We start from the raw sequence: 18,709 nt of genomic DNA on the forward strand, positions 1-18,709 counted from the left end.
TAATATGCTATTTTCAGACAAATTCGAACTATTAATCAGACGATATCAAACATTAAAAAACCAACAGGAATCTATATTTGCAACATCAAGAATGAAAGAGAAAAAGAATCTTCATTCATTATTGTTCAATCTAGATTTTATTACCATGAAGAAAAAATTACTTTATGCATTTTCTGCATTTCTGCTATCTGGAAGTATGATGGCACAGGAGGTAGACATCACTCCATCTCGTTACAAATTTTCAAACCAACCAGCTGGTCCATTTACAATAAACTATGTAAATGCCGGTGCAAACCCACCTGCTTCACTCGCAGCTGTGGTAGATAACTTTGATAACGGATTTTTAATGTTGGCAGGAGGACCTGCTGTCTACACTGGAAATGGTTGTCCTGCTCAAGCCGCTGTACAAGCTGGAGTGAATGTTGTTGACTTGGGAGGGACAGTTGGCAAAGTGCTTTGTATAAACGGAGCTAGTTCAAAATATGACAACGCTCCCAAAATGAGTACTTCAGTTGCAAACTTGGGCTGGTTTAATTTAAACTTTTACACCGACAAGAAAACAACCCCTATTAATCAGAAGATCCGAGTTCGTCTAGTATTTTCATTGTATCAGAATGTAATTGATCAGACTAATTCAATGATGAAATTCTACTGTTCTACTTACAGCAACAATGTTAACCCGGTAAATGACAACAACGTACATGTAATGTTCAGAAGTTACGACTTCTGTAAAAGATACGAAGACGATCCAAACGAACCGGAAACAGATGAGTTCGGCAATGCATTTTACGATCCGACAAGATGGATGCTATACGAGTTCGATACAACTGTTCCAGAGGAATCAGGTAATCCTACCCGTCTGAAAATGGAAATTCAAAGTTCATATCCAACTTCTGCCTTTTTGTTTAAGGAGATAAGCTTCGTTACTAATCCGACAGGTGATCCACAACAAAGAATCATTAAAACATATACTCCTGGTTTAACATCAGCTATATCAAAGATTGAGTCATTGCCTTATACAATTAATGGCAACAATGTAACCTTCGTAGAAAATACAAAAATTTATACTATTACAGGAGCATTGGTCAATAACGCTGGAGCTAATGAGACAATTACATTAAATAAAGGTTTATACATTGCCAAAACAAATGGCAAGAGTGTAAAAATATCTATCAAATAACTAGTTACTTAATTGGTATTATTTTTAAAAGTAGGTGCTTATGAGCCGGGTATAATATATCCGGCTCATATAAAATTACAGGTTCTCTCTATTTAAACAGAACTAATACACATTATATGAAAAAGTTTTTTTTACTATTCTTCGCGGTAGCGGGAATTTCATTAGGGACACATGCTCAGGTTGATAATTATGCCCTGAAGTTGTCCTCACAAGGAAATGTGAATTTCCATGCAATGCCTGAACTTAACACCCTTTCATCCTTCACTGTGCAATTCTGGATCAATCCTACCCAATGGGTATCCGGAGCTACAATCTATTCACGTGGTGAGGATTTCTCCGCAAAACTCGGGGAACAAGGAAATATCATATTCATCGTTGGGAATCAAACCATTACAGCCTCTTCCACCGGTCTTATTCCTGGAAAATGGAGTCAGATCTCTTTCTTTTGCAACAACGGTACCCCTCAAATATATATTAACAACTTATTGGTTTATGACAACCTGACAACTCTCTCTCCTATTCCTCAATCAAACGATGACTTTATCATAGGAGGTGGATTTACCGGACGCATTGACGAGTTCAGATTATGGAACACGCTGCTTCCGATGGACTACAATTATTTCCGCTGCAACACACTTAACAAATGGGTTCCTCAATGGGACAATCTCATCGCATACTACAAATTTGACCAAAATTTATGTGAAAACATAGTCGATTATAAATTTAAACATCACGGTGTGATGGAACCGGGTGCAGAACGCGCTATTGTAACTGATAACGAAGAATTTAAATACCGGGTTGCAGCAGCGTATACTAGTTTTTCTCGTTTCTTTGACCGCGCTATAGATAAAGACAAATACCTGCTTGCAAACGACCTGATTGTTCTTGGTGTTAATTCAAAAAACGATGGAACATTATATATCAGCTATCCTAATAACCAAGGAACAGTTACAAACGGTGGATATCTCGCTGAATATAATGGAAGAAGTGGAGTACTTTCCTTGAATGGAACAGGAGCAAAAATGGAGGTAGGATCAGGCGCAATGAATCCAACGGATAAATACACTTTAGAAACCTGGATCTATCTAGAAGAATGGACAGAAGGAGCTTTTATCTTTAAGAAAGAAACACCAGACGGATCACAAGGTATCTCAATTCGTCTAGGCACAGCAGATAAGAATCAGGTGATTGTAAGAGTTAACGGACATGATTATGTTAATCAGAGACGATTAACCACAGGGAAATGGATCCACTTTGGAGTTTCCACTTTCTCTCAGGACCTTACAATTGAAGAAACATTCTTGTTTACTTACAACGGAGCCGGTTACTTCGGTGCTACCGGTTTGTGTGGTTCAGTAAAAGAGAGCTGGGTCCCCAAAGGGGGTGAAAATATTTCTGCAACAATTGGTGAAAATCTGAAAGCAAAATTTGACGAAACCGTTATCTGGCATTCCAACAAGGATGCTAATGGTATTAAGGCTGATATGAGCAGCCTGCCTGTACCTGGATTTGATAAGGTACTTACCGCCGATATAATGAATGCTGGAAACTCCTTCTGGAACTATGATAGACCAGAAAATGTGGGATACGACACTTATTCATACACAAACTACCTTAATATTATGCGCAGTGCGTACGATGGTTACAGGGGATTTCATATCCGTATGAGTGTAAGTGGACACGATGGTTGGGAAAATACATTTGCAGATGCAAACAAGAGAGTGATTTTTGCACAAAACCTAGCAAGGATAGCTAATGAATTTGATGGTGTGGACCTTGACTTTGAATGGTGCTACACACAGACATGCTGGGATAATTATGGAAAACTGTTGTTGGAAATTGATAAGCTACTGGGAAAGGATAAAATATTTTCTGTTTCTCCACATTATGTCTCATACGGCTTACGTCCCATGTATATGGACAGAGTGAACTACTTCACTTTCCAGATTTATGGACCCGCCAAAAATAATTTCCTCTGGTCTACTTATCTGGATGCTTACAACCGATTCACCACCCAGGGATACCCGAAGGATAAGATGGTGATGTCGTTTGCAACCACCACGTCCAACAGCTATGATGCAAGCGACAACAAACTAAGCATAGCTCCAACTGGAGTAAGAAATGGTTTACTGGACGGCAATTACACACCTGACATGGACAAAGTGATGGATGCTCAAGGGAACTACCGGTATATAACAGGTTACAATCAAACTTATAACCGTTGTAATCTGGTAAACGAAAAAAATCTGGCTGGAATCATGTACTGGGATATGGGTAATGATGTAAAAACATCGCATAAGTACAGCCTTGTGAAGGCATCCAGCTTCGGAATCAACAGTAATGTGGACACACTGGTGACTAAAGTGGATGTAACTCCTACAGCTATAACTTATATTAAAAAGGAACCTGGTAAAATCTCCATCTTTCCCAACCCCGTGAAAGAGACCCTTTTCTTCCAGCTACTGGGAGACGCAGAGCCTCATCGAATCCAAGTATTTAACACTAACGGATTATGTGTAATTAGCAAGGAACAAAAGGAAAATGAACTTTCCATTGACTCACTTCCTTGCGGCTCTTACATCTTACGAGTACTGACATCGAATGGAGAGACCTATAAAAACACATTTATCAAGAATTAATAATCAATCATCCTTATAACATGAAAAAACTTGTATATGCAACATTAGTAACCGGACTTATGACGTGCATCAGCAGTTGCGAAAAAGAGGCTGTAAATCCGGGAGACTTCACCCTGAAACCAGAGTTGAAGGTGACTGGTATTACTGATGTTTTCGGAACCACCTATCCGGCTAACGTGATAAGATCCGTTGATACCACCTACCAGTATTTCTACCGGAAATCAGATACCCTGAAAGACAATTCCGGAAAATATGTTTTGGGATCGGACGGTAAATATCAGATTAAATGGGATACCATCTATTATAATGGTAAAACCGCCAAATATTACGAACTGGAAAAAATCATGCTCGAGTCAATCAAGGACACAGTGCTGATAGACATCGAGAGTAATTCCAAATGGAGAGCGCCAATCCCATCGGCAGGAGGAAAGCTGGCTTGGTTTATAACTGAGAACAGCGCTGGTGGCGGTGACAGCCGCATCAGGGCCAACGTTGCCAGAAACCGTTCATTTCTAAGAAGTGTGGAGGCCGTACAATACATATATACTCCAGACAGTACAGTAATGTACAAACTGGTATTTGGCCAGAAAGGCGAAAAAGACAAATAATAAAACAGAATATTCAACAATATAATTTTGGAATACATGAAATTCAGAATAACAGCCTTACTCCTGTTTCTGTTGGCTTTCGTTGCGACAGATATCTACGCTCAGAAAATAGTAGTAAAAGGAACGGTGCTTGATGAGTTCAACGCCGGGCTACCAGGTGCCAGCGTACTGGTCAAAGGCACAACAAACGGGGTAATCACCGACCTGGACGGAAAATTCACCATCTCGGTACCCAGTCAGAAAACTGTCCTGACCGTATCGTTTCTGGGGTATAAGCCCCAACAGGTTACAGTTGGAAATCAGAATACAATAACCATAAAAATGGAATCAAACTCGCAGGTTATGAATGAGGTGGTTATTGTAGGTTTCGGCACACAGAAGAAAATCAATACAACCGGTGCGGTAAAGACCATCGACAATAAATCATTGGAATCGCGCCCCATCAGCAATGCGGTTCAGGGATTACAGGGTGTAATTCCCGGATTGAACATCACTAACGACTTGGGAGGTGGTCTGGGACAATCCATGAATATCAATATCCGTGGCGTTGGGACTATCGGACAAGGCTCCACCTCATCGCCCCTGATGTTAATTGACGGAATGGAAGGAGACCTGTCCAGCATTAACCCCAACGATATTGAGAATATTTCCGTACTGAAGGATGCAGCGGCTGCATCAATCTACGGTTCTCGCGCACCTTTCGGTGTGATCCTGGTTACCACCAAGTCGGGTGAAAAGAAAACACAGGTTAGCTACACTGGTAACATTCGCATCTCAAATCCGATTTCGGTGCCTGATGTTGCAGACTCGTATACACATGCCCTGATGACCAACGACGCCTACATCAACTCGGGTAATAGCGCTCCTTACGGATCAACCCAGTTGAAAAAGATACTGGCCTTCCAGCGTGGTGAACTGAAAGATGGCATTGAGAAAGCAGAAGGACAAGATGACTGGGGATGGGGACAGAGAAGTTTCGGAAACACCAATTGGTACGATGTGTATCTGAAAGACGCCACCACTTCTACTGAACACAACCTGAGCGCAAGCGGAGGAAATGATAAGACAACCTACTATGCATCCACCAACTACCTAGAACAGACAGGATTGTTCAACTTTGCTGATGAAAAATTCACCCGTTTAACTGTAAACGGTAAAATGAATATCAAGTTCAATAAGAAGGTTACACTAAACTGGAACTCACGCTTGGTGGCTACCAACAACGACAAGCCATCGGCCATAAGTCCGCTTTTCTTCCACAACCTGGCAAGACGCTACCCGCTTATGCCCGTTTATCTGCCTAATGGAGAATACAACCAGGAATCAATGATCGGAGCTGTTAAAGACGGAGGACGAAACATCAACAAGAACCAGCTGATTTACAACCAGGCCACATTCACCTACGAACCGATAAAGAATTGGAAAATCTATGTTGACCTGAACAGCCGCTTGGAAAGCCCACGTTCAACACTTCAATACAAAAAGCTGGAATATACCCGGCCTAGCGGCGCCACCAACTATTACCAGGTGATGGCGGGAGAACTTGAAAAAACTAAAATCAACGATAACGGTACTTTCCTCAGGAGACCTGCAGCAGGTACCAACTATTACGAAAAGGCAAACGGTGCTGTAAACTACTTCAACTATAATGTACGTACAGACTACAATCTGAAAAAAGATAAGCACTACTTAAAGGCACTGCTGGGGCTTCAATCTGAATACTACTATACAGAGACTACTCGGGTGGCTTCTGATGATATCTTGTTGGACGACAAACCGTTTCTTCCCTCCTCCTCAGGTGTAAATCCCATGATGTCGGATAAAATGGGAGAATGGTCGTCATTGGGTATCTTCGGACGTGTGAACTATTCATACGCCGACCGTTACATGGCAGAGATAAACCTCCGATACGATGGTGCTTCACGTTTCCCTTCCAATCAAAGATGGGCAATGTTCCCTTCGTTTTCACTGGGATGGAATGTGGCTCAGGAAAAATTCTGGGCACCACTGGCCTACAAAGGATTTGAATACCTGAAACTAAGAGCGTCGTATGGTCAGTTAGGAAACCAGAACACCTCGAATTTTTATCCCTACTTCCAAAGAATGTCGGCAACGGTTGGCGGCAATGTACTCGGAGGGGTAAGAGCAACGGAACTTCCAGTCTTTGCTCCCTTCTCCACCAGCCTGACTTGGGAAAAGATTGAAAATGCAGGCGTAGGTATCGATGCTGCATTCTTCAATAACCGTTTGAATGCAACGTTCGACTGGTACCAACGTACCACCAAAGACATGGTTGGACCGGCAAAGGCCCTTCCGGCAATTTACGGAGCAGCTTCGCCTGCAACAAACAATGCCGAATTAAGAACCCGTGGTTGGGAACTTGAACTCTCATGGAGAGACCGCATAAACAAAGACTTTAGCTATGGCATCATAGCCACATTAAGTGATTACGAAAGCATTGTAACCAAGTACGATTCTCCGGATGGAAGCCTTAACAGCTGGTACAAGGGAAAGAAAATGGGTGATATCTGGGGATATCAGGTCGTTGGAATCGCTAAAAGCGATAAGGAGATGAACGACTACTTGGCAAAACACTCACAAACATCCATCGGACAGAAATGGGGAGGCGGCGACGTTATGTACCGCGACTTAGACAATAGTGGAAGTGTAAATACTGGTAGCAATTCCATTACCGATCACGGCGACCTTTCAGTCATTGGTAATGCCACTCCACGCTACGCATTCGGGCTAACGCTTGATGCCAAATATAAGTTTATCGATTTCAGAGCCTTCTTCCAAGGAGTCGGAAAACAGAATGCATTTATCGGCAACTCCACTTTCTTCGGGTTCTTCGGAGAATGGAACCGTACATTGCTGAAAGATCACTTGGACTATTTCCGCTATGCAGGTTCGGAACTGGGAGCCAATATGAACGATCCCTATTACGGTCGTCTGAGAACAGACAGAAACAATACGCAGGTTTGCGACAGATATATGCAGGATGCATCTTATGTACGCTTAAAGAACATCCAGATCGGATTCAGTCTGCCATCGAATACTAAACTTTCCAAGGTTATTAAGAAAGGCCGATTCTATGTATCAGGTGAAAACCTATTTACTTTAACAAATCTGCGCATACTAGACCCTGAAACGGTAGGTGACAACGGCGTTTATGCCGGAAGCAACTATCCGATGTACAGAGTATGGTCGGCAGGTCTCGAAATAACATTCTAATAACAATGATCAATCAACAATCAGATATTATGGCAATGAAAAAGAAATTTATATTGGGACTGGCCATCATCGGAACATTCCTGACTTCATGCAACGATTTCTTACAACGCGATCCAATGGATTTCGCTGATGAAACAGCCTATTTCAATACGGTTAACGACCTAAAAATATACGATAACACCTTCTATTCATTATTCCCTAAAATGAACCCATTGTGGGGAGGATTGTTTGTCGCAGATAACTCCAGCGACAACCAGGCGGGAAAATGGGCAAACAACCTTTTCTATCCCGGGGATAAGAAAACAGTGACTAAAGACAATTCCGAATGGAAATTTGACAATCTACGCGGAATTAATTTTTTCATAAACAAAGTCAACGAGAAGATTGCTTCAAAAAGCATTTCAGGCAGTACCGAGTATATTAATCATTATCTGGGAGAAGCTTATTTCTTCAGAGCATACGAATACTTTCGTCTGCTAAGCAATTACGGGGATGTACCCATCCTTTCCAAAATGATGGAGAACAACCTTGACTCCTTGGTTTCTTCAAGCGTACGTGTCCCACGCAACGAAGTGGCCCGTTTCATACTGAAGGATCTGGACAAAGCTGCAGAACTGATGCAGGTAAATGCCCCGGAAAGCGGAAGACTTTCGCAAGATGCCGCTTACTTGCTGAAAGCAAGAGTGGCTCTTTATGAGGCAACCTGGGAAAAATACCATGCAGGAACAGCCTTTGTTCCGGGAAACAGTAAATGGCCAGGAGCCAGCACCCACCCTGATTTCCAATTTAAAGCAGGAAGTGCGGAAGCGGAATACAACTTCTTCTTCCAAGAAGCAATCGATGCTGCCGATCTTGTGGCATCACGCAGAAAACTCGACAACGATTACATAGGTATGTTCAATAGCCTGAAAACATTCAGCAACAGCGACGAGGTGATTCTGGTTCGTTACTACTTGGTGGGAGTCAACTCACACGGTGCCTCCAACTACTTGGGACGTACCGGAGGTGGTACCGGATTTACCCGTTCATTGGTAAACAGCTTTCTGATGCAGAGCGGTAAGCCTATCTATGCAGATCAAGACTACAAAGGCGACAAGGTTATGTACGAAGAGTTTGAAGGTAGAGACGTTCGCCTCACCTCTTCAACAAAAGCAGCCGGAAGCAACATTGTTACTAAGACAGATCCTTTAACCGGTCAGTTTTTGAATGATACAATAAGTTACTACAGACCATTTATTTACTTATCAGGGAACGAATCGTCTCCTACAGGTTACGAAATGAAGAAGTTTGTCAGCTATGAGAAAGGACAGGACGAACAGGGAAAAGGAACTTCTGCAACTCCTATATTCCGTGCTGCGGAAGCTTACCTGATTTATCTGGAAGCCTATTACGAAAAGAATGGAACACTTGGCGGAAACTGTGATGCTTACTGGAGGGCATTGCGCACCCGCGCCGGAGTTAACCCAGACTATAATTTAACAATTGCCGCCACAGACATGACACAAGAAAACGACCTTGCAACAAAATGGCATGGTTCATATATAGACAAAACACTTTACAATATCCGTAGAGAACGCCGTTGTGAATTTATAGGAGAAGGCATGCGACTGGATGATCTGAAAAGATGGAGAGCACTGGACAATATGACCGATGGATATCAGGTGGAAGGAATGAATCTTTGGGCAGAGATGTATAAAATGTACAGTTCAAGCCTGATTGCTGAAGGGATTGTTTCCCAGCAAGGCATCAGCACTTACATCCGCCCGTTGCAAGTTACAGCTTCTGGATCGGCCTATAACGGATACAACTTCCCGAAAGCGCATTACCTTGAACCGATTCCTGTTGCCGAATTCGCCCTATCGAAAAGAGTTGGCGACAGCCAATCAACTCTGTATCAAAACCCTGGATGGCCAACAAATACAGATGGCACAGCAGATTATAGCGCAAACTACGATTAACACTAGAAAACTGTATTTTTACTTGGTTTAGTCTAAAATTCAATAACTAAAGATTAAATGAATTTCTCAAAATCAAAAAGAGTCTACCCGATTGCAGGTCTTACGGCATTAGCCCTAACACCTGCAAACTCGGAAGCTCAATCCAATAAAGCCCAATCATCAAAGCCGGTAAACATAGTCTATATAATGACAGATGATCACACCGCACAAATGATGAGCTGTTATGATAAACGTTTTATCCAAACGCCCAACCTGGACCGAATTGCCACTGATGGGGTACGGTTTACAAGTAGTTTTGTCTGCAACTCCATCTCTGGTCCAAGCAGAGCGGCCATGTTTACAGGAAAACACAGCCATAAAAATGGATTTAAAGACAATACTTCTGTCTTCGACGGTTCACAGCAGACCATGCCTAAATTACTCCAGCAAGCTGGATATCAGACTGCGATAATAGGTAAATGGCATCTGGAAAGTACACCCACAGGATTTAATTTTTGGGAAATACTTCCCGGCCAGGGAGATTATTACAATCCGGATTTCATTACTCCCCAGGGAACCATTCACAAAGAAGGATATGTGACTAATATTATCACAGATATGAGTATTGACTGGCTTGAGAATAAACGAGACAGGAAAAAACCATTCTGTCTGTTTATTCATCACAAAGCAATTCACCGGAACTGGATGGCCGATACCTGCAACCTCAGTCTCTACGAAGACAAAATATTTGAATATCCGAAGAACTTCTATGATAATTATGAAGGACGTCCTGCTGCCGCAGCCCAAGAAATGAGCATAGATAAGGATATGGACCTGATATACGATCTGAAAATGCTATGTCCTGACAAAAACAGTCGTCTAAAAAGTCTTTATACACGCAATAATGACTCTGCAGGAGTATATGGACGGATGAATGAAGGTCAGAAAGCAGCCTGGAACAAACATTATCAGCCTATTATTGATGGATTCTATAAAGCAAATCTAAAAGGAAAAGAATTGGCTGAATGGAAATATCAACGATATATGCGTGATTATGCAAAAACGGTGAAGTCGTTGGATGACAACGTGGGACGTGTTCTTGATTACCTGAAAAAAGAGGGGTTATTGGAAAACACCTTGGTTGTGTACACCTCCGACCAAGGATTCTATATGGGCGAGCATGGGTGGTTTGATAAACGGTTTATGTACGAGGAATCAATGCATACTCCTTTGATCATGCACTTACCTAATGTATACAGTAAGAAGGGAGATATACCTCAATTGGTTCAGAACATTGATTATGCACCAACATTCCTAGAATTGGCTGGTGCCAAAATACCCAACGACATGCAGGGTGTATCTTTGGTACCATTATTGAAAGGAGAAAAGCCGAAAAACTGGAGAAAGTCACTTTATTACCATTTTTATGAATATCCGGCAGAACATGCTGTAAAAAAACATTATGGAGTGCGAACGGATCGTTACAAACTGATTCATTTCTATAACGATATAGATAAATGGGAGTTATACGATCTGAAGAAAGATCCGATGGAAATGAATAATATTTATGAAAAAAAGGGAACTAAGTCCATTACAAAGAAGCTTTTGAAAGAACTGAACCGGTTACAGGAGCAATACGATGACCCAATCCGACTAAGATAGAATCGCTAACAAATCACAAGATTCTTAAACAAGATTATAGTTATATCGGCGGAATCATATCAAAAAACTCCTTACGACCCATAAATATGATGAGAGTCAATTTTCGTCTAATAGAAATAAAAGGGGCTGTCTCAAAATAAGGCAGCCCCATTTAATAAACACCAAACATGAATATAGTTAAAACACTTTTATTATCAATCACACTATGCTTCTCCGGAGGTATATCAGGGAAAGATTTCTCAAATAATAAATGGGTTATACCTCAGATAAACAATTTGAAATCAGGAAATGGTACATTTCATATAACCCGACACACTACCATGGGGGTTGAGAACAAGGAACAAGCTGAAGTGGCCAAACTTTTTGCCTCGCTTTTCTATTCTGCATCCGCATCTTTTCCAACAATTAAAATCGGCAACAACCAAGCAGATATTGTTTTTGTTACAAATAAAAATCTGAAAGAAGAAGCATATAAACTAAATGTTACTTCCCATAAAATCAAGATTGAAGCTTCCGGAATACCCGGCTTCTTTTATGCCACTCAAACCCTTCGTCAGCTTCTTCCTGCCGATATCGAAGATAAGCAGAAAGCTATAAAAGCGGTATGGAGTATCCCAGCTATGACAATTGAAGATGAGCCAAGATTCGGGTACCGTGGATTAATGCTCGACGTAGCACGCTATTTCATTCCGAAAGAAACAGTCCTAAAGATTGTCAACAGCATGGGTCTACTTAAACTTAATAAGCTACATCTGCACCTGGTAGATGATAATGGATGGAGGCTTGAGATAAAAAAATATCCAAAGTTAACTGAGGTTGGTGCTTGGAAAGTTGAAAGAAAAGTCCCTTTCCCTGACAGAAGAAACCCAGAACCAGGAGAGGTTGCCACAGCTGGTGGCTTTTATTCGCAACAAGATATTAAAGAAATAATAGCCTATGCATCCAAACGACAAATAGAAATCATTCCTGAAATTGAAATGCCGGCGCATACAGTCTCATCATTAGCCGCCTATCCGTCTCTTGCATGCCCTATAGTTAAACAGTTTATCGGAGTTTTGCCGGGATTGGGAGGAAAAAATTCTGAAATTGTATATTGCGCAGGGAATGACAGTGTATTCACTTTCCTTGAAAATGTAATCGACGAAGTAACCAAACTTTTTCCATCCCGTTACATTCACTTGGGAGGAGATGAAGCGTCAAAGACAAACTGGAAAAAATGTCCGCTCTGTCAGGCCAGAATGAAAGCTGAACATCTGAGTGATGAAGAAGAACTACAGAGTTACTTTATGAAACGAATGAGTAAATATGTTCGCAGCAAAGGGAAAGAAGTGATTGGCTGGGATGAACTTACAAACAGTGAACTCCCTGAAGGTTGCATCATCTTTGGATGGCAAGGTAACGGGAATGCAGCATATAAGGCCGGCAAACTGGGACATCGTTTTGTGATGACTCCTGCAAAAACTCTTTATCTAATTCGCTATCAGGGCCCACAATGGTTTGAGCCTCTCACCTACTTTGGCAATAATACATTAAAAAACGTATACGACTACGAACCCGTTCAGAAGGATTGGGACCCTAAAGTGGCAAAACTGTTAATGGGGGTTCAGGCTTCATTATGGACTGAATTTTGTAATACCCCGGAAGATGTGGAATATCTTATTTTTCCTCGACTGGCAGCGTTATCTGAAATTGCCTGGGGGAAAAAGGAAAACAAAAACTGGAATGGATTTTTAAAAAGGTTGGATGTTTTCAATAAACACTTGGATAAGATAGGAATAAACTATGCACGTTCCATGTATAATATCGACCATCAGGTAAAACCAAATAAAGAGAAATTAGACGTTACATTAAGTTGTATCAGACCTGATATGCTAATAAGGTATACAACTAATGGAAGCGCACCTACTAAAAACTCCAGACTCTATCATACTCCATTAACCATATCTCAACAGACAGTAATCAGAGCGGCTACATTTTCAGCCGGTAAGCAAATGGGCAAAACACTTTATCTGAAACTCGGCTGGAACAAGGCCACCGGTAAACCGGTACTTGGGAATAATCCCAACGGCTATTTGTTGACAAATGGATTAGAAGGAAGCAACAAACAGAGCGATTTCGAATGGTGCGGCTGGTACGACGGAGATGCAACATTTGTTGTGGATTTATTGAAAAAAGAATCGATAGATACCATAAAGATTGGATTTATAACCAATTATGGAATGGCCGTACATAAACCGTCGCAAGTAAAAATTCTGGTATCGGATGATAATGTAAATTTCAGAGAAGTTTCGGAGTTCTCATTCACTACCAAAGAGATTTTTACAGAGAGAACTAGACGGGAAGAAAAAACAATTAATCGCTTGAATACATCGGGACGTTTTGTTAAATTTGCCCTCAATAATCCGGGTCATTGTCCTGATAATCATGTTAGACCAGGTCAACCTACCTGGATGTATGTTGACGAAGTGACAATTAACTAAACTATATAACCATGAATTTTAAAAGAACCGTTGCAGCTTTTTATGCAACCCTTCTGTCTTTAGGCCTTTCGGCCCAAACTGTCGGAGTTACTCCTGAATGGCAAAGCCAATATGCTATTGGATTAAATAAACTTACTCCGCATACCTATGTTTGGAGGTATACCGATGAAACTTCTGCAATCACAGGTAATCATGAAAAATCGCCCTTCTATTTGAATCTGAACGGTGCATGGAAATTTAACTGGGTCAAGAACCCAGATAATCGTCCTAAAGATTTCTTCAAACCCTCCTTTTATGTTGCCGGATGGGCAGATATCAATGTTCCAGGCTGCTGGGAACGTCAGGGATACGGAACTCCGATCTATGTAAACGAAACCTATGAATTCGGAGAAGGCACCCCTCCTACCGTACCTCATAAAGAAAATGAAGTTGGTTCTTACCGCCGCACATTCACTATCCCTGCCGACTGGAAAGGCAGACGTGTAGTACTTTGTTGTGAAGGTGTCACTTCATTCTACTATATATGGCTGAACGGACAGTACCTGGGTTATAACATGGATTCCAAAACTCCTGCAGAATGGGACATCACAGACAAACTGAAAGATGGTGAAAATGTGGTTGCTCTGGAGGTGTACCGTTGGAGTTCGGGATCATATCTGGAATGTCAGGATATGTGGAGATTAAGCGGTATTGAAAGGGATGTTTATCTTTATAGCACCCCAAAGCAATTCATTGCAGACTATAAAGTGACATCCACTTTGGATAAAAACAATTATCGCGATGGGATTTTCCAATTAACAACTTCTGTTCATGGGAAATCATCGGGTGCTGCATCTGTTTCATATAGGCTTATGGATGCTGATGGAAAAACTATACTTCAGGATAACAGTCCACTTATAAAAGCCGAGAATCTTGTTTTTGCAGAGAAAACCATTCCTTCGGTAAAAGCATGGAGTGCCGAACATCCTGATCTTTATTCACTGGTTATCGAATTAAAAGATGCCAACGGAAAGGTTACTGAAACAACAGCCTGCAAGATTGGCTTTAAAACATCTGAAATTAAAAATGGACGTTTTTGCATCAACGGAGTTCCGGTTCTGGTAAAAGGGGTGAATCGTCATATCTTTACTCAGGCGGGACATACAACCAGCAAGGAACTAATGGAACTGGATGTAAAACTGATGAAGCAAAACAACATCAACACTGTTCGTAGTGCGCACTATCCGAACGATTCTTACTGGTACGAACTTTGTGATAAATATGGATTGTATGTAATTGACGAAGCAAATATTGAATCACATGGAATGGGCTATGGAAAAGCTTCCTTAGCCAAGGACAGCACCTGGCTACTTGCCCACATGGACAGAACAAAACGAATGTACGAGCGTTCCAAAAATCATCCTTCAATCATTATCTGGTCTCTTGGAAACGAAGCTGGAAACGGAACCAACTTTGAACATACTTACAGATGGCTTAAATCCGTTGAAAATAACCGTCCGGTTCAATATGAACTTGCACGTGAAGATTTCAATACGGATATTTATTGCCGTATGTACCGTTCTATAGATGAAATAAAGAAGTATGTATCAAGAAAAGATATCTATCGTCCCTTTATACTATGCGAATATCTTCATGCTATGGGCAACAGCTGTGGTGGGATGAAAGACTACTGGGACGTTTTTGAAAATGAACCTATGGCTCAGGGAGGATGTATCTGGGACTGGGTGGATCAATCATTCCGCGAAGTGGATGCAAATGGCAAATGGTACTGGTCTTACGGCGGTGACTACGGCCCAAAAGATGTTCCCAGCTTCGGCAACTTCTGTGGAAATGGTCTGGTGAATGCAATTCGTGAACCTCACCCTCATTTATTCGAAGCTAAAAAGGTGTATCAGAATATCAAATCAAAACTAGTGGATGCACAAAATCTGACTATAGAGGTGAAAAACTGGTTCGATTTTACTAACCTAAATGAGTACAAGCTGCAATGGCAGATTGTAGGTGACAATGGAAAAGTTATTGCTCAAGGTGAAAAGAATGTAGATTGCGAACCACATACTACTGTAAAAGTATCTATTGGTAAGACAACACTTCCTCAGAATATCCGTGAAGCATACCTTAACCTGAACTGGTTTACAAAGAAAGAGAACGGTATGATTCCTGCAAATCATGAGGTGGCATATGATCAGTTCGTGCTGGCCGGTAATGCCAAATATCGCCCGGAAGTGAAAACTATAAATGGATCATCACTAAAACAAACCGGCTACCAAATCAAGAACAATCTATTCAGTGCAGAATTTGATAAAGAAAGCGGTGCCTTGAAATCGTATGTTTACAACGGCAAAGAGATGCTTTCTACTCCTTTGACAATAAGCTTATATCGTCCAGCTACAGATAATGACAATCGTGATGGCGGCATAAACGGATCAAAAGCATGGAGAGCAGCAGGACTAAACAAGCTAACTCAGCAAGCAACAGATCTAAAACTTGAAAAAAACAGAGTCACCGCATCAATTAAACTAGTTAACGATAAATCTGTTAAAGTAGGTGATGCTGTACTTGTTTATACTTTCAAGAAAAACGGCGAGGTTCGCATTAATACGACTTTCACACCGGATACCGCGGTAGTAAAATCAGTAGCCCGTTTGGGATTGACATTTGAAATGCCAGCAGAATACGGGCAGGTTTCTTACCTGGGTAGAGGTGATATCGAAACATATGCAGATCGCAAGGCATGCGGACGTATTGGTATTTACAACCAGAGTGTGGAAAGTATGTTCCACTACTACATTACTCCGCAATCAACAGGAAACAGGACCGATACCCGCTGGATGAAACTTAGCAATGAATCAGGTTTTGGATTTCATTTTGAGAGTTCAGCCCCGTTCCAGTTCAGTGTAATTCCTTTCACCGACAAAATGTTGGATGAAGCACTGCATATCAATAAACTGGAGCGTGAAGGTATTGTAACCGTTCACTTGGATGCTGAGCAGAATGGTGTGGGAACTGCAACATGCGGCCCAGGCGTTCTTCCCAAATATCGTGTACCAATGACACAACATACATTTGAATTCACTTTAAGACCTGAAAAATGAGAAAACTCAATCTAAGTATCCTAGGGGCATTCTTCACGCTGTTTGCCCTGCAAGCACAACAGACAGAGAAATATTACACAAAACATGTAGAATTTCCTGCAAATGCTACATTGGAAGAAAAAGTCGACATGGCCGCCAGACTGGTTCCATCAAAACAACAACTCGCCTGGCAGAAGACAGAATTGACCGCTTTCCTTCACTTCGGTATTAATACTTTCACCGGACGTGAATGGGGGGATGGGAAAGAAGATGAAGCACTCTTCAATCCTTCCGAACTGAATACTGAACAATGGGTTCGCACCTTGAAAGAGTGTGGATTCAAGATGGTAATCCTTACTGCCAAGCATCACGATGGCTTTTGTTTGTGGCCAACTAAAACCACGAAGCATTCAGTAGCTTCATCTCCCTGGAAAAACGGGAAAGGAGATGTGGTAGCCGAATTAAAGAAGGCATGCGATAAATATGGCATGAAAATTGGTCTCTACCTCTCACCCTGGGACAGAAACGCGTCTTGTTACGGTGATTCTCCAGCTTACAATAAATTCTTTATTGAACAGTTGACCGAGTTGCTTACCAATTATGGAGAAGTAAACGAAGTATGGTTTGACGGAGCCTGTGGTGAAGGTCCAAACGGGAAAAAACAAGTATACGACTGGGACACCTTCTATAAAACCATCAAGCGTCTGCAACCCAATGCTGTAATGGCCATCATGGGTGATGATGTACGCTGGGTAGGAAACGAAAGCGGTATGGGTCGTGATGCAGAATGGAGCTCCACAGCACTGGCTCCGGGTGTTTACGAACGTTCTGCTTCTGTAAATAAGGAACTTGGTATCAATGCACAATCAAAAGACCTGGGTAGCCGTAATATCCTTGCCAAAGCAAAAGAGTTGTTCTGGTATCCTTCTGAAGTCGATGTATCTATCCGTCCGGGATGGTTCTACCATGCAAGCGAGGACAGTCAAGTGAAGTCGCTTGAGAAGCTTACCAACATCTACTTCCAGTCTGTTGGCTACAACTCGGTGTTATTGCTGAACATTCCTCCTGATAAGAGAGGGTTGATTCATGAAAACGACGTACAACGTCTGAAAGAGTTCGCTGCCTACATCAAGGGAACCTTTGCAGACAACAAGGTGCTGAAAGGGAACTTGCCATGGAAGGCAAGCGCCGGAACATCAAAAATTTATACGTTGAAACCAGGTTCAAACATAAATACTGTACTTCTGCAAGAAGATATTTCCAAAGGCCAGCGTATTGAATCGTTTGTTATTGAAGTCTTTAGTAACAATAAATGGAAAGAGGTGGCTAATGGAAAATCTGTTGGTTACAAACGCCTTGCCCGTTTCCCGGTCTGTTCTGCAAGCAAACTAAGAATCACGATAAAGGAAAGCCGTCTTGCAGCCAATATCGGTAATGTAGGTGCTTATTTTGCAAAACCACTTTCAAAAGAAGACGAAAGCCTCAAGCTTTCAGATGTTTCTCAGAAAAACTGGAAAACAATGCCATCTGAAGCGGTTGCCGCAATTGATGCCAATCCGAAAACTTTCTGGAAGAGTAAAACCCTCTCTCCATTAGTGGTTGATATGGGTGAAACGATCAACATCAAAGGATTCACCTATGCTCCTGTATCCGGTGAAGACAAATCTGGAACTATCTATACTTATCAGTTCTACGTAAGTACCGATGGAGAGAACTGGACCAAATGCGCATGTAGCGGAGAATTTAGCAACATCATGCACAATCCTATCCCACAATTCGTCCGTTTCAGCAAAGAATACGCAGCACGTTATCTGAAACTAGTTCCGATAAGTGAAATTGGCAACAAGCAATTTTTCACCATTTCTGAACTGGGAATTTTGAATAAATAAAATTAA

Annotated in this window: 9 protein-coding genes; all 9 read left to right on the top strand. The window is 41.6% G+C overall.

From position 1 onward, the window contains the following. Nucleotides 1–145: 145 nt before the first annotated feature. The 9 genes from ABWU87_RS08870 (at nucleotide 146) to ABWU87_RS08910 (ending at nucleotide 18,703) form a co-directional block, all read left to right on the top strand. The gene (locus tag ABWU87_RS08870) at nucleotides 146–1,180 is read left to right on the top strand and encodes a hypothetical protein (RefSeq protein WP_353329980.1); all 1,035 of its coding nucleotides are present in this window, start codon (nucleotides 146–148) and stop codon (nucleotides 1,178–1,180) included. A 116-nt stretch (nucleotides 1,181–1,296) separates the two neighbouring features. After that, complete coding sequence (locus ABWU87_RS08875; protein WP_353329982.1) at nucleotides 1,297–3,819, top strand: LamG-like jellyroll fold domain-containing protein; 2,523 nt, start codon at nucleotides 1,297–1,299, stop codon at nucleotides 3,817–3,819. 20 nt (nucleotides 3,820–3,839) lie between these two features. Beyond that, nucleotides 3,840–4,427 (top strand): hypothetical protein, encoded by a 588-nt coding sequence (locus tag ABWU87_RS08880; protein ID WP_353329983.1) that lies wholly within the window; start codon nucleotides 3,840–3,842, stop codon nucleotides 4,425–4,427. A gap of 36 nt (nucleotides 4,428–4,463) precedes the next feature. Beyond that, on the top strand, nucleotides 4,464–7,661 hold the full coding sequence (locus ABWU87_RS08885) for a SusC/RagA family TonB-linked outer membrane protein (RefSeq protein ID WP_353329985.1): 3,198 nt from the start codon (nucleotides 4,464–4,466) through the stop codon (nucleotides 7,659–7,661). A gap of 35 nt (nucleotides 7,662–7,696) precedes the next feature. Beyond that, nucleotides 7,697–9,619: a RagB/SusD family nutrient uptake outer membrane protein gene (locus ABWU87_RS08890; RefSeq protein ID WP_353329987.1), complete on the top strand. Its 1,923-nt coding sequence runs from the start codon at nucleotides 7,697–7,699 to the stop codon at nucleotides 9,617–9,619. A gap of 57 nt (nucleotides 9,620–9,676) precedes the next feature. After that, the gene (locus ABWU87_RS08895; protein WP_353329989.1) at nucleotides 9,677–11,260 is read left to right on the top strand and encodes a sulfatase family protein; all 1,584 of its coding nucleotides are present in this window, start codon (nucleotides 9,677–9,679) and stop codon (nucleotides 11,258–11,260) included. 167 nt (nucleotides 11,261–11,427) lie between these two features. After that, entirely contained in the window at nucleotides 11,428–13,740 is a 2,313-nt protein-coding gene (locus ABWU87_RS08900) for a beta-N-acetylhexosaminidase (RefSeq protein ID WP_353329992.1), read from the top strand. An 11-nt stretch (nucleotides 13,741–13,751) separates the two neighbouring features. Further along, nucleotides 13,752–16,835 (top strand): glycoside hydrolase family 2 TIM barrel-domain containing protein, encoded by a 3,084-nt coding sequence (locus tag ABWU87_RS08905; RefSeq protein ID WP_353329994.1) that lies wholly within the window; start codon nucleotides 13,752–13,754, stop codon nucleotides 16,833–16,835. Then, nucleotides 16,832–18,703 (top strand): alpha-L-fucosidase, encoded by a 1,872-nt coding sequence (locus ABWU87_RS08910; RefSeq protein ID WP_353329996.1) that lies wholly within the window; start codon nucleotides 16,832–16,834, stop codon nucleotides 18,701–18,703. The genes ABWU87_RS08905 and ABWU87_RS08910 overlap by 4 nt, the downstream gene beginning before the upstream one ends. Nucleotides 18,704–18,709: the final 6 nt, after the last annotated feature.

This window comes from Bacteroides sedimenti, assembly GCF_040365225.1.
GTDB lineage: Bacteria > Bacteroidota > Bacteroidia > Bacteroidales > Bacteroidaceae > Bacteroides > Bacteroides sedimenti.

Excerpts from the sequence above, each read along its gene's own strand:
- ABWU87_RS08900 (WP_353329992.1), top strand. The coding sequence starts at position 11,428 with ATGAATATAGTTAAAACACTTTTATTATCAATCACACTATGCTTCTCC.
- ABWU87_RS08895 (WP_353329989.1), top strand. The coding sequence starts at position 9,677 with ATGAATTTCTCAAAATCAAAAAGAGTCTACCCGATTGCAGGTCTTACG.
- ABWU87_RS08875 (WP_353329982.1), top strand. The coding sequence starts at position 1,297 with ATGAAAAAGTTTTTTTTACTATTCTTCGCGGTAGCGGGAATTTCATTA.
- ABWU87_RS08870 (WP_353329980.1), top strand. The coding sequence starts at position 146 with ATGAAGAAAAAATTACTTTATGCATTTTCTGCATTTCTGCTATCTGGA.
- ABWU87_RS08905 (WP_353329994.1), top strand. The coding sequence starts at position 13,752 with ATGAATTTTAAAAGAACCGTTGCAGCTTTTTATGCAACCCTTCTGTCT.
- ABWU87_RS08885 (WP_353329985.1), top strand. The coding sequence starts at position 4,464 with ATGAAATTCAGAATAACAGCCTTACTCCTGTTTCTGTTGGCTTTCGTT.
- ABWU87_RS08910 (WP_353329996.1), top strand. The coding sequence starts at position 16,832 with ATGAGAAAACTCAATCTAAGTATCCTAGGGGCATTCTTCACGCTGTTT.
- ABWU87_RS08890 (WP_353329987.1), top strand. The coding sequence starts at position 7,697 with ATGAAAAAGAAATTTATATTGGGACTGGCCATCATCGGAACATTCCTG.
- ABWU87_RS08880 (WP_353329983.1), top strand. The coding sequence starts at position 3,840 with ATGAAAAAACTTGTATATGCAACATTAGTAACCGGACTTATGACGTGC.